This window comes from Bacillus sp. 0909A (assembly GCF_036765115.1).
Taxonomy (GTDB): Bacteria; Bacillota; Bacilli; order Bacillales; family Bacillaceae; genus Bacillus; species Bacillus mojavensis.
Map to the genome: position 1 here is coordinate 644,950 of NZ_JBAIZU010000002.1, position 20,833 is coordinate 665,782.

Genomic DNA, 20,833 nt, shown 5'->3' on the forward strand with positions numbered 1-20,833 from the left:
TTTGGAATTGGCATAGTTATATAACACAAATACCGCTCCACTTCCCTACGCAGGTCTGAACCTGTTCAAGTTATGAGGGTCTAAAAGTCACACTTTTATCTCAGCCCTTATAAAGGACACCCCTAGTGGTTTTACGAAAATATATTGAATTGTTCTGCACCTCTATATTAACACGAATCCTTATTTGGTCAAGATTTTATCCTTCCAATGTTTTCTTAAGATCCGTTACATACCCGCGTGATCCAGTGACAATCAAGCGGTCTCCGATTTTCAGCCTTGTATCGCCGTGAGGAACGATGCTGTCCACACCTCTGAAAATCCTGACAAAAATCACATCGCCTGTGAAAGGGAATTCACGGAGAATTACGCCGTCGTATTTGCTGTTTTCCATATTAATTTGATACAGCGAGGACTCTTGGTTCGTGAGCAGTTTCATGACGCCAGGTGCTTCTATCAGCGCGCGAAGCAGTGTTTTGGTCGACAGCAAGATGGAAAAGATGCCGATGCCCTGCTCCTTCAATTTCGCTTCGTTCTTCGGTGATCCGGTGCTGGCGATAACTCTTTCTGTTCCCTTTTCTTTGGCGTATAATGCGATGTCCGTATTCATGTCTTCATCCCCTGTCGCCACTACAAGGATATCTGTATCAAATATACCGAGTGATTCAAGGGTTTGATGCTCATAATCAGGAAGCGTTTCGACGGAAAATACTGAGTCTGACAGCTTTTCCTCAGCGTTTTCTTGATAAACGTGCACGACACGCACTTCATACTCACTCTCAGGCAATTCAAGTGTAACAGGCAGTGTCATTTGATTAGCTCCGATAAATGTGATCTTCTTTTTCTCCTCCGGCTGCTCCTGTTTTTTGTACAGCTTTTTAAATCCGACCGGCGTAAAAATGCTTGCAATAACCGCCACCAGCGTAAGCGCTCCTGACATATTCGCACTGATGACATGAAGCTGCTGGCCGATTGTCGCAGCGGCAATCACAAGAGAAAGCGTTGATGTCAGCAGGAAACCAGACGCCAATATTGTGCGGTTATCATACCATTTCTTCAAGTACAGGATAGGAAGAATCTTGCTTACTAACAGTGCCATAAGCAGCAGCGGAATCATCACTAAAATTTTCGGGTCCTGAAAAAGTGTCCAAATATCCAATTTTACGCCGACCATCACAAAGAAAATCGGTATTAAGAACCCGTAGCCGAAGGAATCGAGCTGCTGAACCAATTCCTTGTTCGGCGAGAGCAGGGAAACAAGCACGCCCGCTAAGAAAGCGCCGAGTATATTTTCTGCCCCCAGTGATTCAGACAGAGCCACCAGTACGATAATTAAGGTGAAAATAGCACGGGTGCCGATCTGTATTGTCCCTTTAGACATGGACTGAACAAAAGAACGGTGTTTAAAGATCCGACCAAAGAAGTAGAGCACTACTCCCGCTGCAAACAAGATCATTAAGAGCCACATGTTTCCGCTGTCCTCTCCGTACAAAGAAGAAAATACAGCAAGAAGAATCATAGTGACCAAGTCAGCAATTACAGCAACAAGCAGGATGATCTGCCCGATGTTTGAATTCATGAGCCGTTCTTCCTTTAAGGTTGGAACGACAACACCTAACGAAATCGTAGAAATAATAAGCGTCATTAAGAAAGCATTTTGAATAAATCCGGCCACGACGAACCCATAAGACAGCAGCAATGATAAAATAAAAATACCAATAAAAATAATGGATGCTGTAGCAAATGTATTGGGTGCTTCCTTGCCGTTTTGCAGAAACTGCTTTTTCTTTCCCTTCTCAAAGGATGAAAAATCAATTTCAAGACCGCTTAAAAACATTAAAAAGATAAATCCGAGCATAGAGAGCGTCTGAAGCCAAGTATCACCCTCCACAACTAAATTAAGACCGCTTTTTCCTATAATCAATCCCATAATAATTTCAGCAACAACAACAGGGATGCTGAGTTTAAACCGATGCAAAAGGATGGGAGTCAAAAATGCAACGATAAGTACGACAACTAATGATGCGACAGATGTATGCGCCATAATCTGAACCTCCTTTTAAAAAAACATAACGCGATTTTAACAAGGGTGATGATGAAAAATAAAGTAATAAGGTCTCATTTTTTTTTAGAAAATGATTCTTCTATAATTTGCACATAAAAGCCGGTGATGACTCACAGCAATTTGCTTCATAATAAATAAAATCATGAGTAAGGAGGATGCCGCATGGCCTACTACGATATCATCAGCGATATTCATGGCTGCTACAATGAAATGACAGCCCTAATAGAAAAACTTGGATACACAATAAAAAATGGATTGCCTGTACATGATGAAAGCAGGGTGCTTGTTTTTGCCGGGGATTTGACAGACCGAGGCCCTAAATCAATTGAAGTCATCCGCTTTGTAGCCGGAGCTTATGAACAAGGAGCAGTGCGCTATGTCCCGGGAAATCATTGCAACAAGCTGTACCGCTACTTAAAAGGAAATCCAGTTAAAGTGATGCACGGTCTTGAAACAACTGCAGCAGAGCTTAAAGCACTTTCTGAAGAAGAAAGAAGAAAAGTCAGCGAACAATTTATGAAGCTTTATGAAACTGCGCCGCTTTACGACATCTTACATAATGGAGAATTGGTTGTCGCCCATGCTGGCATAAAGGCTGACGATATCGGCAAAAACACGAGGAGAGTAAAGGACTTTGTGCTTTACGGCGATGTGACAGGTGAAACGTATGCGGACGGCAGACCCGTCAGGCGGGATTGGGCCGCTGCTTATAACGGGACAGCCTGGGTTGTATACGGACACACACCTGTTAAAGAGCCCCGCATAAAAAATCGCACCATTAACATTGATACAGGCTGTGTGTTTGGAAATGAACTGACGGCCTTCCGTTTTCCCGAACTGGAGACCGTCTCCGTTCCAAGCTCTATGCCTTATGACGAAACTAGATTTCGCCCCATATAAAAAAGGAGAGAATCGTTTTAATGATTCTCTCCTTTACATAATTCCTAACATATCGTGCGGCAGAGCCGCATGAAACGTCATTTTTTCCTGCGTCAGCGGGTGGATAAACGACAGCTGCTCACTGTGCAGCGCCTGCCTGTCAATCTTCTGTCTCGTTCCGCCGTACAACGTATCGCCGCACAGCGGGTGGCCGAGATAGCTCATATGGACGCGAATTTGATGGGTACGCCCTGTCTTAAGCTGCAATGCCACCGTGGTTAAATCATCCGTAAGATGGGTGACACGAAAGTGAGTAACAGCCTTCTGACCGCCCGGTGTCACTATCCGTTCAATGATACTGTCAGGATGTCTGCCAATCGGGGCGTCTACCTTTCCCTCTGTCTCTGTCATACGTCCATGCACAATGGCAACATATCTGCGTTTCACAAGGCCGTTTTTTTGCGCCGACGATAAAATGGAGTGGGCAAAGCGGTGCTTGGCAACAAGCATGACACCTGACGTATCCCGGTCTAGCCGGGTGACAAGATGAACCGTGGCCCGCACTCCGTTTTTTTGGTAGTGATGGATGATGCCATTCGCGATGCTTCCCGCCGGGTGCTCTCGCGACGGAATAGATGACACATACGGCTGTTTGTTTATCACAAGCACGTGTTCATCCTCATACATAATATCGAGCGGAACAGGCTCGGCCAAAAGCGTCTCGCTCACCTGTTCCTCAGGAAACTTTACAATAAGAAAGTCTCCTTCTTTCAATACGTATTTAACAGTCACATGTTCACCGTTAATGAGAAGATCTCCTCCGCCAAATTTGATGTCGGTCAGTAGACGCTTCGAAATTCCCAGATCGACCGTATATTCCTTTAAGGTCATTCCGTCTTCAGCGGTAGTGATCTTCTTTTCAATCATAAATTGCTTCACGATACGTCCTCTTTCTACTCACCTTTTCCGATAAATGAATCCTGGACTCTTTTCCAAAACGGAAACGGACGGAATCTTGCAAATCTTACATTTTCGGATGCCACCTGACAGCGGATGGACTTTACATCCTTATGAAGCAGGGTTAAATGGTCAATTGTCACTTGAAAGTCAACTTCGTTTCTCGGTTTAATCATGCAATCATGATGGGAAGGGAGAAGGAGCGGTGATCCGACCGTCCGGAATACGCGGTTATTGATAGATGCCATTTCCGCCAGCTGAATCGCTCTGATGGATGGGTGGATAATTGCTCCGCCCAGCGCTTTATTGTAGGCTGTGCTCCCGGAAGGCGTAGACAGGCAAAGGCCGTCGCCTCGGAACGTTTCAAAAAGCTGCCCTTTGATTTCCACATCCGCCACAAGGCTTCCTTCTATACTTTTAATCGTACATTCATTTAGCGCCAAATATCTTTCTTCCCGCTCATTTTCATGATAGGTTACTATTACTTCAAGGAGCGGATATTCCACAGTGTGATAAGGTGTTTTCGCAATTGCGAGCACGAGTTTTTCAATTTCATGAGGAACCCAGTCCGCATAAAACCCCAGATGACCCGTGTGAACGCCGACAAAAGCTGTTTTATCTAATCTGTCGCTGTATCTGTGAAAAGCGTATAAAAGCGTCCCGTCGCCCCCCACTGAAATGACGATTTCCGGTTCATTTTCATCCAGTTCCATGTCAAAATCCAATAAATACGCCTGTATTTTGCTTTTCAGCGTATCAGAAACATGATCTCCTTTTGACGATACGGCAAATTTCATGCTTTTTCTTCCCCTTTACCTATTGATGCTCGCTTCCTTTTTTCTTTCTAGAAAAGGCAGCTTGAGCTTCCTGTATTTCACCCTTGATCTCCGACATCTCTTCATCAAGCCGTGAAGCTGCTTCAGAAGCGCGCTGAAGCCTCAGTTTTACTTTTTCAGGAATGTTTCCGCTGTATTTATAATTTAATGAATGCTCAATGGTCGCCCAAAAATTCATCGCCAGCGTACGGATCTGTATTTCAACAAGAACATGTTTCTCTCCGGATATCGTCTGCAAAGGATACATCACGACAAGATGATATGACCGATACCCGCTCTCTTTATGTTCTGCAATATAATCTCTCTGATCCACAACGGTGAAATCTTTTCGGGCAAACAGCATTTCCTTTACAAATTGGATGTCATCGACAAATTGGCACATGATCCTAAGGCCTGCGATATCCTGCATGGTTTCAATTTCATGTAATGGTATGCTTTTCCGTCTGGCTTTTTCGAGTATACTCGCCACAGGCTTGACGCGTCCTGTCACAAACTCAATCGGTGAATGGTCATCCTCATATTCATAAAGCGTGCGGATCCCCTTGAGCTTCACTTTTAATTCTTCAACAGCCTGGCGGTACGGCACTAAAAAACGCTCCCATTGCTTGTCATCCATCATACATCCCCCAATTCAGCACCAGTTTCTATAGAAATACGCGTTTCACTGTTTCTTCCATTTCTTCTCCGTAGTTCGCATTATCTTTAATATTTTCTAAAAGATACTCCAGCTCCTCATGCAGGCCTGACAGCTCAATGCTTTCATTCCCTGCCTCTAAAACGATCGGTTTTCTTTGATCATGAGCCTGCTTCAGTTCAGGCCATATATGTTCCTTTATCATGACATATTCAAAAGAATCAGCTAATTCAAGTATGTATACAAAAGCAATGTTGTCAGAATCAACTAGCATTTGACCTGACGGCTTGCGTTCTGCTTCGTTTCCTTCTGTCTCACAGGTAAGGCGAAGCTCATCATCCGATAGTGTTGCATTTAAAATTTCGATTCTGTTTTGCATAATGCTCTCCTTTATAAACAAAGTACAGATTCATTTTATCATATCAAGCTTGATATTGATAAACCTAACATCTAAAGAGATAATAGTAAAAATGAGATTTACAGAGCTGAAAGGAAGACCATCAATGAGCCAAGAAATTGAAATTGAATTTAAAAATCTGCTTACAAAACAGGAATTTGAAAACATAGCTGCGGCACTGCAATTGGCAGAAAAAGAATTTACAAATCAAGAGAATCACTATTTTGATACAAACAGCTTCGCATTGAAACAGAAACAGGCGGCGCTTCGAATCCGCAAGAAAAATGACGAATATGTGCTGACATTAAAAGAACCGGCTGAAGTTGGACTTCTGGAAACCCACCAGAAGCTTTCCGGCGTCTCCGACTTTACACGTTTCACGATTCCGAAAGGCCCTGTCAAGGACCAGCTGAAGAAGCTTCACATCGATACAGACGCCATTCATTATTTTGGATCTTTAGCAACAAATCGCGCAGAAAAAGAAACAGAAAAAGGTTTAATAGTTTTAGATCACAGCCGATATTTAAATAAAGAGGATTATGAAATCGAATTTGAGGCGGCTGACTGGAATGAAGGCAAATTGGCCTTTGAAAAGCTTCTTCAGCAATTCAGTATTCCTCTGCGAGAAACCAAAAATAAAATTCAGCGTTTTTATGAAGAAAAACGAAAGTCTATATAAGGTGGAATGACATAGTGAACGTAACGAATTGGGCGGCTCTCCTTCAGCTTCAGGCATTACAGTCTATATCAAATGCAAGCAGCACGGGCAGTCAGAGCGCTGAGAGCCCGCTGTCAAACTTCAGCTCCCTGCTCAGCCAATATACAAATGGACTGTCACAGCAAACACCTGTGTCAACAGCATCTTCAAGCCCCCTCAGCCAGCTGAACAGCGCTTACGGGACATCGCCGTCACTGCTTTCAGCTTACGGGCTTAACTCCTATTCAAACGACAATGTCGGCCATTTTACAAAAGCGAGTGAAAGCACTGAAACAGCTGCTGTTGATGCCTCCTCAAACAAACAAGAGGATAAAAACATCAGCTCGGGTGACTTCTCAATCGACAGCGCTATAAAAAAAGCCTCTGACAAATACGGAGTCGATGAAAAACTAATTCGCGCTGTCATCAAACAGGAATCCGGCTTTAATGCAAAAGCCGTCAGCGGTGCAGGCGCAATGGGTTTAATGCAGCTGATGCCGTCAACAGCAACCTCACTTGGCGTTTCCAATCCGCTTAATCCGCAGCAAAATGTTGAGGGTGGAACGAAATATTTAAAACAAATGCTGGATAAATACGATGGCAATGTATCCATGGCGTTAGCAGCTTATAACGCCGGCCCGGGAAACGTTGATCGATACGGAGGCATTCCGCCTTTCAGAGAAACTCAAAACTATGTAAAAAAAATAACAGCAACCTATTACGCGTAACCGGAGCGGCACTTGCCCTCCGGTTTTTTTGCGGAGTGAAATCTTATACATTCATGATTTGTATGTGATATGATATGAAATACAAACCCGGCGCTCAGCCGAACCCTGTCTTCAAGCGCATAAAAAGCGCTTAAAAGGCAGTTTGTTTGTAGAAATGATGCCTTGTTGCTAAAATAATTCATAGATGAATTGAAATAAATACAGAAAATAACTTTTTGCAATAGGAATTATGATTCCTATTAGCCATATTTAAAGGAGTAGTCAACATGGGACAATCGTTTAACGCACCTTATGAAGCGATTGGAGAAGAACTTCTATCGCAACTTGTTGATACTTTTTATGAGCGTGTCGCGTCTCATCCTTTGCTTAAGCCCATATTTCCGAGCGATTTAACAGAAACGGCCAGAAAACAGAAGCAATTTTTGACACAGTATTTAGGCGGGCCTCCCCTTTATACCGAGGAACACGGCCATCCCATGCTCAGGGCAAGGCATCTCCCCTTTCCGATTACAAACGAGAGGGCCGATGCGTGGCTCAGCTGTATGAAAGACGCAATGGACCATGTAGGACTTGAGGGCGACATTCGTGAGTTTTTGTTTGGCCGGCTGGAGTTGACAGCAAGGCATATGGTGAATCAAACAGAAGCGGAGGATCGATCATATTGACAAACTATCAGCATGAGCAATACTTCGCCCATTGCCACGGCCATCCAAAAAAACCGCTGGAAATCTACATGTTTGTTGACCCTTTATGTCCCGAATGCTGGTCCTTAGAGCCTGTCATAAAAAAAATGAAAATCAGATACGGACGTTTTTTTACCTTACGCATCATAGCTTCCGCAAGCCTTACAGCGTTAAATAAGAAACGTAAAAAGCATCTTCTGGCAGAAGCCTGGGAAAAGATTGCAAGCCGCTCCGGTATGCCTTGTGACGGCAGTGTATGGTTTGAGCAAGATCAGCCGCTCTCTTCTCCATATATGGCTGCTCTCGCATTTAAGGCAGCAGAACTTCAAGGAAGAAGAGCCGGTATGGAATTTCTTCGGAATATGCAGGAGAGTCTGTTCGTTTCGAAGAAGAACATTACGGATGAAAACGTGCTTTTGGAAATAGCGTCAAAAACAAGCCTGGATCTAGAGGAATTTCAAAAAGACCTCCATTCCCAAAGCGCGGTCAAGGCGCTTCAATGCGACATGAAAATTGCAGCTGAGATGGATGTTACAGCCACTCCGACGCTGACGTTCTTTAATACGCAGCATGACGACGAAGGACTTAAAGTCCCCGGCAGCTATTCATACCATGTGTATGAAGAAATCTTATTCGAGATGCTTGGCGACGAGCCGAAGCCCTCGGAAACACCGCCTCTGGAATGTTTTATTGAATATTTCCGTTTCGTTGCCTCTAAGGAAATCGCTCTTGTATATGATTTAAGTCTTGAAGAGGTAGAAAAGGAAATGAAAAAATTGGCGTTTGCTAAAAAAGTTGCCAAAGTAGAGGCCAAGCACGGAATGTTTTGGCAATCCCTCACCAGCAGTTCTGATGAATACCAATCATGTGAAAAATAGCCTTAGGCATATATGCTTGAGGCTATTTTCTCGCACAAAAATCAAACATACGTTCTGTTCGAAGCACTAAAGAAACCGCGCCGGGATAAGCGCGGTTTCATATGTCTTAACGACAACAAAGGGGATGGGAGAAATTTTTCACGGTCAAACAAAGGGGTAATGTTTGTTTGTGATCAATTTCACATCCTTATCATATCAAAAGTTGTCGACTGTTGACAACCATTAAGTTTAATGTTCATATTTTTGTCACAAAACATAACTGACAGGTTTCATTCATATGCTTGTAAGGAACAAGGACGAGGAGGATCGCCATGCTATTTAATGTGATCTCAATTGTATGCATTGTTGTTTTTTTCTGTTTAAATTTATTAGCTATGATGCATATGCTGCCTCTTTACATTACGTCCCCTCTGCTGTTTCTGTCTATTCTGCTTACCTTGTACCGTCTGAATCATCGGAAAACCTTTAAAGGATTTTAAAAAGCCTGTGCATCATTTATGCACAGGCCATTTTTTATTAAGACTGCTTTACTTTCAGCAGCAGTTCTTCCATCTCATCAAGCTTTTCCTCAAACATTTTGCACGCAGCTTCAATCGGTTCTGGTGACGTCATATCAACGCCAGCTTTTTTCAGGATGTCGATCGGATATTGTGAGCTGCCCGCTTTCAGGAAGTCAATATAACGGTCAACCGCAGGCTTGCCTTCCTTCAAAATTTGGCTGCTTAACGCCTGTGCAGCACTGTACCCTGTCGCATACTGATACACATAGTAGTTGTAATAGAAATGCGGAATCCGTGACCATTCGAGTCCGATTTCTTTATCAATCACCATGTCGTTTCCGAAATACTTTTTATTCAGATCATAGTATACATTGGTCAGAAGCTCAGGTGTCAGCGGCTCCCCTTCTTGCGCTTTTATATGGATAAGATGTTCAAATTCTGCAAACATCGTTTGTCTGAAGACGGTTCCTCTAAAGCCCTCAAGCATGTGGTTGAGAATATATAAACGCTGTTTTTCATCCTCTAAATTGTTCAGCAAATATTCACCAAGCAGTGCTTCGTTTGTCGTAGAAGCAACTTCTGCGACAAAGATGCTGTAATTGCCGTAAGGATATGGCTGGTGTTTTCTCGTATAGTAGCTGTGAACAGAGTGGCCGAACTCATGCACTAGCGTAAAGAGATTATTGACGTTATCATGCCAGTTCATTAAAATATACGGATTTGTGCCGTATGTTCCTGAAGAATAAGCGCCGTTGCGTTTCCCTTTATTCTCATAAACATCAACCCAGCGGTTTTCAAGCCCCTCTTTTAAGATAGAGCGATATTCCTCTCCTAAAGGTGCAAGCCCCTTCAGCATATAATCCTTAGCTTGCTCGTACGTAACCTTCATCCCCGCATCCTTCACAAGCGGTGTATACAGATCGTAGATATGCACTTCATCCAGCTCAAGCACTTTCTTTCTCAGTGCAATATAGCGGTGCAGTAGCGGAAGATGCTTGTTAATCGTTTTGACGAGATTGTCGTATACCTCTTCAGGAATACTGTTGTTAGAAAGCGCAGCTTCACGTGCTGACTTGTATTTTTTCATTCTTGCGTAGAAGTTGTCTTTTTTCACAGTCCCGCTCAAGGTAGTCGCCATTGTATTTTTATATTGTCCGTATGTTTTATATACAGCGTCAAACGCATTTTTGCGGACTTCACGGTTTTCACTTTCTAAGAAATTAATAAAATTGCCGTGAGTGATCTGTTTTTCATTTCCCTCTTCGTCTTTAATAGATGGAAATGTTATATCGGCATTATTTAACACGCTGAACGTATTTGACGACGATGACAGCACCTCAGAAGCTTCAGCCAGCAGCGCTTCTTCCTTCTCGCTCAGCACGTGCGGCCGTTCCTTTGTGATTTCTTCAATCGCATGTGAGTAAAGCTTCAGCTCTTCTTTTTCAAGAATAAACTGCTGCAGTTTGTCTTCTTCTATGGATAAAATTTCCGGAACAAGATAAGCTGTTGCGCTTGCGGCCTGTGTATACAGATTTCCAGCCTTATCATTAAGTCCCTGATAAAAGGAGTTCCCTGTATCTTGGTCTGAGCGCATATGCGCGTATGTGTAAAGTTTGCCCAAACGCTCCATCACCTTATCCTGGTAAGTAAGGGCTTCGTATAAATGATCGGCTGAATCAGCTAGCTTGCCTTTATACTTAGATAAATTAGGTATTAATTCTTTAACAGCTTGAAATTCTTTATTCCAGGCCTCATCACTAGGAAAAATATCCTCAAGTCTCCATGTGTCCTCTACCTTTACCTCACTTCGGTCAGGCAGTTGATTTGCTTTTTTTTCCTCAGCCATGGTGATCCCCCTCGTTTTCTTTAATTCAAGCCAATTGAAAAAACGGTTGTTTCTCAATAAACTTGTGTTGTGAATATCTTCCGGTTTTTCACTGCCATTTGTCAAATCATATGCAGTTATGAAGAGAACGAATGCCAAAAAAGCAGTAAAAACACGAAAAACCTTTCCTTTTGTGCTTCTCACAACCAGCCCACCACCTTTATCTTAGGGTGAGCCAAATCAGGAAAACTCATTCGATAAAACAGCTTCTGTCTTTTTCAATGAGATCCTGTAATGATTGGCTGCGCTTTGCGGGCTGATTCAGCACATATACTTCTTTCTGAGTCTCTCTTAAAAATCCCTTCTTGCACAAAAATTCAATGTACTGTTTGACCGCCTCAATGAAATCCAGTTCCCTGTATACGCCTCTTAGCAGAATGTTCTTTTTATGAATGTGTAGTTTGCAGTGCTGCAAAATGGCTGAAAAGCGAATGGGTGCATGTTTATATCCAAGATCCGTAATAAATAAATAAAGATAACCCTGCCATACAAAAACGGGACTCTTGAAAACGGCTCCTTTCTGTACAGGAACAAACACCTCTGTCGGAAGAAAAGAGAGAGGCGTTTGCCGTTTTTCATAAAACAGAAGCCTAAGCCGATTTATATCTTTAGAGAGAAACCGATGAGTTTTGCGGCGAAAACGGAGAATGGCTCCTGTCCAATCTGTGTGCTTAAACGATGAATCCGATTCAGTGAAAAATAGATCTTCTGCCGCTGCCTGACGGACTGGAATCGTTTGGACGGAGCAGTAAAAATGGGTTGTGTAAAACGGGATCATGTGGCTGAGCCTCAGGAAAGAATGTGTTTTGGGGCAGTAACATAACAGATCGCTGTTCTGACTGGTATTGATAAACTGCCAATGGAAAGCGGACAGCTGGTAAAAGGATGAAGATGTCCGTTTTAAGCGGCTGCCCCCAAGAATCCATCGCGGTATCATTCCTGCTTGTTTGAAACCGGCTGTTCTTTTTTGAAAGACATCAGGAGGGAGAGTCGCGCATTGGTATTCAACAGCAAGCGTATTCCCCTTAACTTTCGCCAAGATGTCGGGCCTTTGCTGAATCTCTTTCACATACGGCTCTAAGAGCGGTGAAGCCTTTTGCGTTTTCAGCCATACATATAGCTGCCGTTTTCCTTCTAAGTGATAGGCGCTCTCAGGTTCTATGTCTATCGTGCAGGACTTGTTCTGTTTATGGGCAAAATGCGGCGCTTTCTGAGACCCTAGCTTCACATCGAGCTCCTCTGCACACACCGGGCAAAAAAATCTGGTCTGCTTTAATTTTTCTCTGCTCTGCCTGCCTATGAGGTGAAAAACTTGACCGCCTTCTGTCACAGCACTAAACAATTGTCATCTCTCCTTTCCAGATTCATCACTCTTTCTGGAAATGACCGATGAACTCCTGTTTGCTGATGTTTTGCCTATATGTATGTTTTTGATTTTCCAGCTTCAATATTTTGTTTTGAAATAGAAAAAAACCGATTTCCGGCAAGAAATCGGTCTGCTATGATGCAAAGTGTTTTTTTATCGTTTCAAGAGCGTGCTCTGACACAACCAGCTTGCCGTATTCTTCAAGTCGGTGTATGCTGATTGAGGATTCAGACGCATACTCCAACAGGATGCTTAGCTGATTTTCAACCTCTTCATCAGTCAAATTGTAAAAATCCACATATAAATAATATCGGTTCTCAAACGAATATAAAGTCGTTTTACTTCCGTTAACGTTTAATTTAGATAGAGAAATTACATCTTCGAAGTCATCAAACCGCAAGACAAATTGTAGCTTTTGCTCCTTCTCTTCCTGATTGACTTCTTGCTCTTCTTTTTGGAAATCATCCAGCAAGGCGTCAAGATCCTCAGATGCTGGTTCTTGCTTTTTATCCTCAGGAATCGGCAGTTCGAGCTTTTGTCCGTCTTTGGAAAGCTGGGCTTTGGTGACGATAATTTCTAATCCTTTGTCCATTGCCTGAACTTGAATCCAAAGAGGACCTTCAACAGCGAATTCCTCTTCCTCATGAACTTCATCCATAACTTCCCAGAACAGTTCTTCACTGCGCTCACGGTTATACCAAATTTCTTCTCTGTCAAAACCGCGATCTTCAATATCTCCATAAGACATATAAAATTTTACTGTATGCTCGTTAATTCTTTCAATTTCCATTTGCCAACCTTCCCTTCTATATAAGATGTTGAAGGGACATCTAAGCTCCCGATTAATAGTACTTTACTACACTTTACCCATTCCGTCCACATCTTAACCTTGAACCAAGGCAAGTGTGAATTCCTTTGTATTTCTATTTTATGATAAATCAGACACAAAAGAAATAAAAATGCATCTTCGCCCAAAAAATGGCTTGTCTTCCGGCACCGCTATCATAAATTGGGTCCCGCTTCATATATTAGTGGTACAAGCGATGGAACGAAAGCGAGGTGCCGATGCATGGAGCATGACTATCTGATTTCACTGCTGCTTATCGTCGGAATTGATCTGATTCTCGGCGGCGATAATGCAGTCGTGATCGCCATGGCCAGCCGAAATTTACCGGACAAGCAAAGACAGCAAGCCATTATTCTCGGAACATTTATCGCCGTTGCGATGAGAATCGGATTAACAAGTGCAGCGGTTTATCTTTTGAATATTCCTTTCCTGCAATGTACTGGAGGAATATTCCTTCTATATTTGGGATACCAGCTATTAATTGAAAAGAAAGACGCCCAGCACGTCAAAAGCAGCACCTCTCTGTGGAAAGCCATACGAACGATTGTACTCGCAGACCTGTTTATGTCACTGGACAATGTTATTGCTGTCGCAGGAGCGTCGCACGGTGAGCTTTCTCTCGTTATGATAGGTCTGTGTGTATCGGTGCCGGTTATAATTTGGGGCAGCAAACTCATCCACATCGCGCTTGAGAAAATACCATTATTGATTTATGCGGGAAGCGGATTATTGGCTTATACAGGCGGAGAAATGATTGTCCGGGATCAAAAGCTGTCTTTTTTTATGGCTCAGCACGGCACGGTTGAAGCGCTTCTCCCCATTTTAACTGTCGTCTTTGTGATTCTTGCCAGCATTTATTATCAGCAGGTTGAAAAATAAAAGAAGGCTGATGTCTCAGCCTTCTTTTTAACGTGCGATCTATTAGTTTGCCAAACGCTGTGCTTCTCTTAATTGGAAAGAGCGGACTTTTCTTGGCAAGAAACGTCTGATTTCGTCTTCGTTGTATCCGACCTGCAAACGTTTTTCATCGATGATGATCGGACGGCGAAGCAAGCCTGGGTGCTCGTTGATCAAGAGGTACAAGTCTTGGAGCGGCATTGATTCAACGTTCACATTCAATTTTTGGAATACTTTTGAACGGGTTGAGATAATCTCATCTGTTCCGTCCTCAGTCATTCTTAAGATTTGTTTTATTTCATCAATTGATAAAGGTTCAGAGAAAATGTTTCTTTCTACGTACGGAATCTCATGCTCCTCGAGCCACGCTCTCGCCTTTCTGCATGAAGTACAGCTTGGTGATGTGTATAATGTAACCATTCATCTTCACTCCTCTAATTAGTAGGATGAACATCTATTTTATTCTTAAATTGAAATTACTCTAAAAAAGGAATCTTTATAGGTATTATACTATAAAAAAGTAAGTGTGAACAGTGTCCTAAGAAAAAAATGTGTCAATCCAGCAAATTTTATTTTATTCATGTGTTTGCATTCTCAATTAGCTTAACTCATCGAAAATATTTTTTTGCTTTTCTTCATCAATGAGTGTCAGGACTTCATCCGTTTTTTCGTATGATTCCCCGTACCATTTCTCATCTTTATAAGTATGAATGTTTTCATATGTCTGTTTCATGGCTTCAAGAATCTCTTCTTCTGATTCTGTTTTCGGTGACCAGTACAGAATCTCCATCTTATTGACTTCATTCGTAGCCAATGACCGGCGCCGGTACCCAATTGACTGAGCATGCTTAAAATGCTCTCTTTGATAGAATCTCAGGCGTTTTTCTGTATCAGCATCATCTTCATCCACAGGCTCCACCTCAAGCAATATCGGCTTATTTTTCTTTTTCAGCTTGGCAATCAGTTTGCCGCCAAGCCCTTGCCCTCTTGCATCTTTTGACACATACAGATAATCAACGAAGATAAAAGATTCAAATTCCGCAAACATTAAAATATGATGCTTGCCTTCATCTTTATGATAAATATCGCTTCTCTCTTTCAAAAGAGCTTCCATATGCGCTTTTGATTTCAATTCTTCAATTGGAAAGTACTCGCTAAGCTTTTCGTACCAGTTCATTGATTTGCTCCTTATGAGTTCGTTGTCTTCATACTTTTAGATATACCCCATTTCTTCCTGTTTAAACAGCCTTACATCTATAAAGACGTACGAACTTTCCGCATGGTTTCATTTTTTTCAGCAAGTAAGGCAATTCGTCGTTCCACCGGAGATGTTTGATCATGCTCAATTCGCGTGTCTCTCCCGTTTATAATGGCTCAGGCCGGGCTGCGCCAACGCAATCAAAAAAGTCATGCCATATAATACAGCCGCCGAAATAAAAGCTGTTTTTGCACCGGCAGCATCAGTCAGCAGCCCCATGATGGAATAGGTAACACCAGACCAAGGAGTCAACAGCGCGTTTTTGGCAGCCATCATCCCGATGCGCTTATGTGCCGGAATGACCTCCTGCAATACGGTTTCCTGACAAATATCTCTAACTTGATAAAAAGGCCCCATCGCCGCGCAAGCCAGGGCGCATAAAAACGGCAAGGGAGAAACCGCAAAGAGGAATGTCAGCACTGCCATCACAAGTGAGCTGAATATAATCGCGTACCCCATGTTTTGCTCAAAAAATGCAGAAAAATGGATGGCGATGACACTGCCGATCATAGCACCAATAAAATAAGAAGCGTTAAAGATTCCCCACCACACTTCTGTTTCATGCAGAACCGCCACTGTAAAAGCCAAAAGAATAGCGGATGACCAAACTGAGCCGGCAAGAGCTTCTATCATGTCCATTGCAGTGATGTCTCTTACAATCGGGGTTGTCATCAATTCCTTCCATACACTTCTTGCAGATGCTGTTTCAGCTGTTCTTTTCGTTCTTGCATCGTTCACATGAAGCAGGCTGATGACAGCTCCGGAAAAGACAAACAGGCAAATGGCACTGCCGACAACAAACTCAAAAGGTGCAGCAAATGTCAGAAGACCTCCAAGTCCCCAGCCAGCTGTTAAAAACAATTGATTAGCGAGTGAAATCACACCGTTTGCTTTCACGTAATGCTTTTTTGAAACAATAACAGGCAGCAGCGCAAACCTTGCCGGCTGAAAAAAGGCGCCAGAAAATGAAAAACAAAAAACAAACAGCAGCGTCATGATATAGAAGGCAATTCCATCTTGGCTGACACTGTATGCGATTAGCAATGCAAAGACCGCTCTCAGCAGACTTGCACCGGCAAGCACCTTTTTAAAACCAAGCTTATGGAGTACACCCGGAATGCAAAAGCTTGCCGCAACACTTGCAAACGACATGAAGGATAAAACAAGACCCGAAAAAAAGACAGAGTCGGTCATTTGATAGACCCTTACCATTAAAACGATTGTCACCAGGACTCCAGCTAAAGATTGCAGAGATTGCGACAGAAGCAGTGCAAAGACATTTTTCTGACGAAGAAATTGAATAGTGTCCGCCTCCGTTTTTCCTCTAATTGTAAAAGATATGACTCTTACTTTCTATCATCCTATATAAAAAATCCTTCAAAACATTTTGTTTTGAAGGATTTTCAACTTATGAATAGGCTTTAAATTCTTCTTCCGTGCACATCACAAAATGACCTGGTTTTACTTCACGGAATTCCATCTTTTCTCCATCCTTTAACCGATGCACGGATACATCGTATTTCTGGCGGACACGATTTCTCTCATAATCCGGATCAGGAAGCGGAATGGCAGAAAGTAATGATTTTGTATACGGGTGTAGCGGGTTTTCGTAAAGTTCATCTGCCGGTGCAAGTTCAACCAGCTTACCGAAATACATCACTCCGATACGGTCGCTGATGTATTTGACCATCGATAAATCGTGGGCAATAAACAGGTATGTGAGCCCTTTTTCTTTTTGCAGTTCTTTCATTAAATTCACGACCTGCGCTTGAATGGATACATCCAAAGCGGAAATTGGCTCGTCTGCGATAATGAATTCCGGATCTACAGCAAGAGCTCTGGCAATCCCGATTCTTTGACGCTGACCGCCGGAAAATTCATGCGGATAACGGTTGGCATGCTCCTTGTTTAAACCGACTGTTTGCAGGAGCTCATGAACCCGCTGCATACGCTCTTTCTTCGTTTTCGTCAGCTTATGAATGTCGAGACCTTCTGCAATAATATCTGCGACTGTCATTCTCGGATTCAGCGATGCATATGGGTCCTGGAAAATCATTTGCATTTTGCGGTTGAATTCGAGCAGCTTTTTGCGGGATTTTTTACCGTGAACATTTTCACCGTTAAACAGCACCTCGCCATCTGTTGCTTCGTATAGCCGAATGATACTTCGACCTGTTGTCGATTTACCGCAGCCAGATTCACCAACCAGACCTAATGTTTCGCCTCTATAGATATCAAACGACAGGTCATCTACGGCTTTAACCGTTCCTCTCGGCGTAACAAAGTGCTGCTTTAAATGTTTGATTTCTAATAGTTTCTCAGTCAATTTATTCACCCTCTCTCACTAAGACAGGTTTTTGATACGTATTCGCCAGCGTCCGCATTTTCGCTTTTACCGCTTCAGGCGGCTCTACCTTTGGCGCATCAGGATGAAGCAGCCACGATTTCACATAATGAGTATCGGAAACCTTAAACATTGGCGGCTCCTGTTCAAAATCAATTTTCATCGCATATGGACTCCGGAGCGCAAAGGCATCTCCTTTTGGAGGATTTGTCAAATCAGGCGGTGTGCCAGGGATTGCTGTCAGCTGTTCGTCTCCTGAGCTTTCAAGTGTCGGCATGGACGCCAGCAGCCCCCAAGTATACGGATGTCTCGGATCGTAGAAAATTTCGTCTACCGTTCCGGTTTCTACAATCTGTCCCGCATACATCACGGCAACTCTGTCGGCTACGTTAGCAACAACACCGAGATCGTGAGTGATAAAGATGATGGACGTGTCAATTTTCTTTTGCAATTCTTTCATCAATTCAAGAATCTGCGCTTGGATGGTCACGTCAAGAGCAGTTGTCGGCTCATCGGCAATTAACAGTTTCGGATTCGCCGCAAGTGCCATCGCAATGACGACACGCTGTCTCATCCCGCCTGAAAACTCGTGCGGAAATTGGTTGACCCGTTTTTCCGGCATTGGGATACCTACTAAATCCAGTAGCTCAACAGCACGCTTTTTCGCAGCTTCCTTTGAAATGTTTTCGTGTTTAAAAAGCACTTCTGTAATTTGCTTGCCGACTTTCATTGTCGGATTTAAAGAGGTCATCGGATCTTGGAATATCATTCCGATCTCTTTCCCCCGTACATTTTGCATCTCTTTTTCGGAAAGAGGCACTAAATCCTTGCCGTCAAATAGAATCTCACCGCGTTTAAAATAACCCGGGGGCATTGGAATCAGCTTCATGATTGCTTGAGATGTCACACTTTTTCCAGAGCCTGACTCCCCGACGATTGCCAATGTTTCGCCTTTATCCAGATGAAAATTCACTCCGCGGATCGCCTGTACCTCTCCGCCGTATGTTTTAAATGAAATCGCTAAATCTTTTACTTCTAATAGGCGTGTCACCCGTATCACTCCCTTATTTACGTAACTTAGGATCCAATGCGTCTCTTAATCCGTCGCCGACAACGTTAAAACCAAACATGGTAATGCAGATAAAACCGGCAGGGAAAAACAAACGCCACGGATAATAGGTCAATGCAGGCAATCCGTCAGAAGCCATTGTTCCCCAGCTTGCGAGAGGAGCCGGAACACCGAGTCCTAAATAGCTTAAAAAGGCTTCTGTAAAAATCGCGGTTGGAACAGTTAGTGTCATCGTGACTAAAATAGAGCCCATTGCGTTCGGCACGATATGTTTAAACAGCAGACGGGATGTTTTCGCCCCGAGTGTCTGCGACGCAAGCACGTATTCCTGATTCTTCAGCTGCAGCACTTGTCCGCGGACGATTCTGGCCATGTTAATCCAGCCCGTAATCGTCATGGCAATAATAATCGTTAACAGCCCTTTCGGAAGAACGACCATCAGCAGGATAACCATTAATAATGAAGGAACAGCCCAAAGGATATCTGCGATACGCATCATAATCTCATCTGTTCTGCCTCCGCGGAATCCTGAGATACTGCCCCAAATCACGCCAATCAGCAAGTCAAGAACAGCGGCTGCGACACCGATAAAGATTGAAATTCGGGCACCTACCCATGTACGGACGAAAATGTCCCTTCCAAGATCATCAGTCCCAAACCAGTGATCTTTCGAAGGCGGCTTATCCGCATTTAAGAGATTGGTAGTCGAATAATCATATTTTGAGAATATAGGCGCAAAAATCGCCATTAGAATAATGAGAATAATAATAACAAGCCCGACCATCGCAAGCTTATTGCTGCGGAAACGTAGCATCGCATCTTTCCAGAGGGAAAGGCTCTTTTTACTTATTTTCTCAGCATCGCCGGCATTCGCTGCGGCTGGTTCAAACATGTTTTTTGGAATGTTCTGCATGGCCTAGGCTCCTTTCTTTGCTTTGGAAAGCTTGATTCTTGGATCAATAATGCCGTATAACACGTCTACGATTAATACACATAAAAGCAGGATGACACTGAAGAACACCGTTACACCCATAATGACTGTATAATCACGGTTTGTAATACTGTTAACAAAGTGTGCACCAAGCCCCGGGATACCAAAAATGGTTTCAATGATAAAGCTTCCGGTTAAAACTTGAGCGGCCATCGGGCCCATATATGTAACGACAGGCAACAGCGCGTTTCGGATGGCATGTCGCACTGTAACTGCAGGACGTGACAGTCCTTTTGCTTTCGCTGTGCGAATATAATCACTGTTTAACACTTCGATCATGCTTGAACGGGAAAGTCTGGCAATAAACGCCATCGGCATGGAAGCAAGAGCGATGGAAGGCAGAAAGGTGTATGCCCAGGACTCCCACCCCGCGACCGGAAACAGCCCAAGCTTCATGGAGAACACATATTGCAGCACAGCCGCCATGATAAAGCTCGGAACTGAAATACCAAAGATCGTTAAAATCGCGACGGTATAATCCTGCCACTTATTATGGTAAAGGGCTGCAATGACCCCAAACAATACACCAAACGCTAAAGCGAGGAGAATAGCTTCTGCTCCAAGAGTGAATGAAACGGGGAAACCTGAACTGATCAGGTCATTGACACTCTGACCTTTATATTTAAATGACGGTCCGAAATCCCACATTGCAACTGATTTCAAATAACTTACATATTGTACAAACAGCGGCTTGTCCAAGCCATAATGCGCATTTAAGTTTGCTTCAATTTCAGGCGGAAGCTTTTTCTCACCTGAAAATGGCCCGCCCGGTGCTGCTTGCATTAAGAAGAATGTCACGGTTACAATCACAAATAATGTGATGATCATATAGACTAAACGTCTTCCGATATATTTTAGCAAGGGGGAACACCTCCATGGTTTTTACTTTTTTTATATTCCATCAGTAAGAAAGAAAGGTATATGG

22 protein-coding genes, 1 pseudogene and 1 riboswitch are annotated in these 20,833 nt (G+C 43.2%); of the genes and pseudogenes, 7 read left to right on the forward strand and 16 right to left on the reverse strand.

What is annotated here, in order from left to right; all coding sequences use genetic code 11:
- Positions 1-25: 25 nt before the first annotated feature.
- A riboswitch (TPP riboswitch) is annotated at positions 26-134 on the reverse strand.
- Positions 135-196: 62 nt separating this feature from the next.
- Positions 197-2,041 (reverse strand): monovalent cation:proton antiporter family protein, encoded by a 1,845-nt coding sequence (locus tag V6D42_RS08655; RefSeq protein ID WP_333512944.1) that lies wholly within the window; start codon positions 2,039-2,041, stop codon positions 197-199.
- Positions 2,042-2,224: 183 nt separating this feature from the next.
- Here V6D42_RS08655 and prpE point away from each other — a divergent pair, with 183 nt between their 5' ends.
- Complete coding sequence (prpE, locus tag V6D42_RS08660) at positions 2,225-2,962, forward strand: bis(5'-nucleosyl)-tetraphosphatase PrpE (protein ID WP_333512945.1); 738 nt, start codon at positions 2,225-2,227, stop codon at positions 2,960-2,962.
- 17 nt (positions 2,963-2,979) lie between these two features.
- On the opposite strand, the pseudogene V6D42_RS08665 reads toward prpE, so the two are convergent.
- From V6D42_RS08665 to V6D42_RS08680, 4 genes and pseudogenes are all read right to left on the reverse strand, one after another.
- A pseudogene (locus V6D42_RS08665) lies at positions 2,980-3,868 on the reverse strand (RluA family pseudouridine synthase).
- A gap of 26 nt (positions 3,869-3,894) precedes the next feature.
- Positions 3,895-4,695 carry an NAD kinase gene (locus V6D42_RS08670; protein ID WP_326128099.1) on the reverse strand — a complete coding sequence of 267 codons (801 nt, stop codon included), beginning with the start codon at positions 4,693-4,695 and terminating at the stop codon, positions 3,895-3,897.
- A gap of 19 nt (positions 4,696-4,714) precedes the next feature.
- Complete coding sequence (yjbM, locus tag V6D42_RS08675; protein ID WP_024120930.1) at positions 4,715-5,350, reverse strand: GTP diphosphokinase; 636 nt, start codon at positions 5,348-5,350, stop codon at positions 4,715-4,717.
- Positions 5,351-5,378: 28 nt separating this feature from the next.
- Positions 5,379-5,747 (reverse strand): hypothetical protein, encoded by a 369-nt coding sequence (locus V6D42_RS08680; protein ID WP_168747425.1) that lies wholly within the window; start codon positions 5,745-5,747, stop codon positions 5,379-5,381.
- A 124-nt stretch (positions 5,748-5,871) separates the two neighbouring features.
- Between V6D42_RS08680 and V6D42_RS08685 the strand changes: the two genes are divergently transcribed.
- From V6D42_RS08685 to V6D42_RS08705, 5 genes are all read left to right on the forward strand, one after another.
- Entirely contained in the window at positions 5,872-6,444 is a 573-nt protein-coding gene (locus V6D42_RS08685) for a CYTH domain-containing protein (RefSeq protein ID WP_333512947.1), read from the forward strand.
- Between the two features lie 14 nt (positions 6,445-6,458).
- Positions 6,459-7,190, forward strand: coding sequence for a lytic transglycosylase domain-containing protein (locus tag V6D42_RS08690; protein ID WP_333512948.1), 732 nt, complete (start codon positions 6,459-6,461; stop codon positions 7,188-7,190).
- A 266-nt stretch (positions 7,191-7,456) separates the two neighbouring features.
- On the forward strand, positions 7,457-7,855 hold the full coding sequence (locus tag V6D42_RS08695) for a globin domain-containing protein (protein ID WP_010333756.1): 399 nt from the start codon (positions 7,457-7,459) through the stop codon (positions 7,853-7,855).
- Positions 7,852-8,751, forward strand: coding sequence for a protease adaptor protein SpxH (spxH, locus tag V6D42_RS08700; RefSeq protein WP_333512949.1), 900 nt, complete (start codon positions 7,852-7,854; stop codon positions 8,749-8,751). The genes V6D42_RS08695 and spxH overlap by 4 nt, the downstream gene beginning before the upstream one ends.
- Positions 8,752-9,062: 311 nt before the next feature.
- Positions 9,063-9,230: a hypothetical protein gene (locus V6D42_RS08705; protein WP_333512950.1), complete on the forward strand. Its 168-nt coding sequence runs from the start codon at positions 9,063-9,065 to the stop codon at positions 9,228-9,230.
- 37 nt (positions 9,231-9,267) lie between these two features.
- Here the strand turns inward: V6D42_RS08705 and pepF are convergent, their stop codons facing one another.
- The 4 genes from pepF to V6D42_RS08725 all read right to left on the reverse strand — a co-directional run bounded on the left by pepF (position 9,268) and on the right by V6D42_RS08725 (position 13,384).
- Positions 9,268-11,097, reverse strand: coding sequence for an oligoendopeptidase F (gene pepF, locus V6D42_RS08710; protein ID WP_333512951.1), 1,830 nt, complete (start codon positions 11,095-11,097; stop codon positions 9,268-9,270).
- Between the two features lie 229 nt (positions 11,098-11,326).
- Positions 11,327-12,478, reverse strand: a complete 1,152-nt coding sequence (locus V6D42_RS08715) for a competence protein CoiA family protein (protein ID WP_333512952.1) — start codon at positions 12,476-12,478, stop codon at positions 11,327-11,329.
- A 157-nt stretch (positions 12,479-12,635) separates the two neighbouring features.
- The gene (gene mecA, locus V6D42_RS08720; protein ID WP_010333750.1) at positions 12,636-13,292 is read right to left on the reverse strand and encodes an adaptor protein MecA; all 657 of its coding nucleotides are present in this window, start codon (positions 13,290-13,292) and stop codon (positions 12,636-12,638) included.
- On the reverse strand, positions 13,259-13,384 hold the full coding sequence (locus V6D42_RS08725; protein ID WP_120698858.1) for a hypothetical protein: 126 nt from the start codon (positions 13,382-13,384) through the stop codon (positions 13,259-13,261). The genes mecA and V6D42_RS08725 overlap by 34 nt, the downstream gene beginning before the upstream one ends.
- Positions 13,385-13,571: 187 nt before the next feature.
- Between V6D42_RS08725 and V6D42_RS08730 the strand changes: the two genes are divergently transcribed.
- Entirely contained in the window at positions 13,572-14,228 is a 657-nt protein-coding gene (locus V6D42_RS08730; RefSeq protein WP_010333749.1) for a TerC family protein, read from the forward strand.
- A gap of 42 nt (positions 14,229-14,270) precedes the next feature.
- Here the strand turns inward: V6D42_RS08730 and spx are convergent, their stop codons facing one another.
- From spx to oppB, 7 genes are all read right to left on the reverse strand, one after another.
- Entirely contained in the window at positions 14,271-14,666 is a 396-nt protein-coding gene (gene spx / locus V6D42_RS08735; protein WP_010333748.1) for a transcriptional regulator Spx, read from the reverse strand.
- Positions 14,667-14,844: 178 nt separating this feature from the next.
- A complete protein-coding gene (locus V6D42_RS08740) occupies positions 14,845-15,423 on the reverse strand; it encodes a GNAT family N-acetyltransferase (protein WP_010333747.1) in 579 nt (192 codons plus the stop codon).
- A gap of 165 nt (positions 15,424-15,588) precedes the next feature.
- Complete coding sequence (locus tag V6D42_RS08745; RefSeq protein ID WP_333513137.1) at positions 15,589-16,806, reverse strand: MFS transporter; 1,218 nt, start codon at positions 16,804-16,806, stop codon at positions 15,589-15,591.
- Between the two features lie 106 nt (positions 16,807-16,912).
- Positions 16,913-17,830 (reverse strand): oligopeptide ABC transporter ATP-binding protein OppF, encoded by a 918-nt coding sequence (gene oppF / locus V6D42_RS08750; RefSeq protein ID WP_010333745.1) that lies wholly within the window; start codon positions 17,828-17,830, stop codon positions 16,913-16,915.
- 1 nt (position 17,831) lies between these two features.
- Complete coding sequence (oppD, locus tag V6D42_RS08755; RefSeq protein WP_229147844.1) at positions 17,832-18,908, reverse strand: oligopeptide ABC transporter ATP-binding protein OppD; 1,077 nt, start codon at positions 18,906-18,908, stop codon at positions 17,832-17,834.
- A gap of 4 nt (positions 18,909-18,912) precedes the next feature.
- On the reverse strand, positions 18,913-19,830 hold the full coding sequence (oppC, locus tag V6D42_RS08760) for an oligopeptide ABC transporter permease OppC (RefSeq protein WP_010333743.1): 918 nt from the start codon (positions 19,828-19,830) through the stop codon (positions 18,913-18,915).
- Between the two features lie 3 nt (positions 19,831-19,833).
- Positions 19,834-20,769 carry an oligopeptide ABC transporter permease OppB gene (gene oppB, locus V6D42_RS08765; RefSeq protein ID WP_333512953.1) on the reverse strand — a complete coding sequence of 312 codons (936 nt, stop codon included), beginning with the start codon at positions 20,767-20,769 and terminating at the stop codon, positions 19,834-19,836.
- Positions 20,770-20,833: the final 64 nt, after the last annotated feature.

Excerpts from the sequence above, each read along its gene's own strand:
- V6D42_RS08655 (WP_333512944.1), bottom strand. The coding sequence starts at position 2,041 with ATGGCGCATACATCTGTCGCATCATTAGTTGTCGTACTTATCGTTGCA.
- prpE (WP_333512945.1), top strand. The coding sequence starts at position 2,225 with ATGGCCTACTACGATATCATCAGCGATATTCATGGCTGCTACAATGAA.
- V6D42_RS08670 (WP_326128099.1), bottom strand. The coding sequence starts at position 4,695 with ATGAAATTTGCCGTATCGTCAAAAGGAGATCATGTTTCTGATACGCTG.
- yjbM (WP_024120930.1), bottom strand. The coding sequence starts at position 5,350 with ATGGATGACAAGCAATGGGAGCGTTTTTTAGTGCCGTACCGCCAGGCT.
- V6D42_RS08680 (WP_168747425.1), bottom strand. The coding sequence starts at position 5,747 with ATGCAAAACAGAATCGAAATTTTAAATGCAACACTATCGGATGATGAG.
- V6D42_RS08685 (WP_333512947.1), top strand. The coding sequence starts at position 5,872 with ATGAGCCAAGAAATTGAAATTGAATTTAAAAATCTGCTTACAAAACAG.
- V6D42_RS08695 (WP_010333756.1), top strand. The coding sequence starts at position 7,457 with ATGGGACAATCGTTTAACGCACCTTATGAAGCGATTGGAGAAGAACTT.
- V6D42_RS08705 (WP_333512950.1), top strand. The coding sequence starts at position 9,063 with ATGCTATTTAATGTGATCTCAATTGTATGCATTGTTGTTTTTTTCTGT.
- pepF (WP_333512951.1), bottom strand. The coding sequence starts at position 11,097 with ATGGCTGAGGAAAAAAAAGCAAATCAACTGCCTGACCGAAGTGAGGTA.
- mecA (WP_010333750.1), bottom strand. The coding sequence starts at position 13,292 with ATGGAAATTGAAAGAATTAACGAGCATACAGTAAAATTTTATATGTCT.
- V6D42_RS08725 (WP_120698858.1), bottom strand. The coding sequence starts at position 13,384 with ATGTGGACGGAATGGGTAAAGTGTAGTAAAGTACTATTAATCGGGAGC.
- V6D42_RS08730 (WP_010333749.1), top strand. The coding sequence starts at position 13,572 with ATGGAGCATGACTATCTGATTTCACTGCTGCTTATCGTCGGAATTGAT.
- spx (WP_010333748.1), bottom strand. The coding sequence starts at position 14,666 with ATGGTTACATTATACACATCACCAAGCTGTACTTCATGCAGAAAGGCG.
- V6D42_RS08740 (WP_010333747.1), bottom strand. The coding sequence starts at position 15,423 with ATGAACTGGTACGAAAAGCTTAGCGAGTACTTTCCAATTGAAGAATTG.
- oppC (WP_010333743.1), bottom strand. The coding sequence starts at position 19,830 with ATGCAGAACATTCCAAAAAACATGTTTGAACCAGCCGCAGCGAATGCC.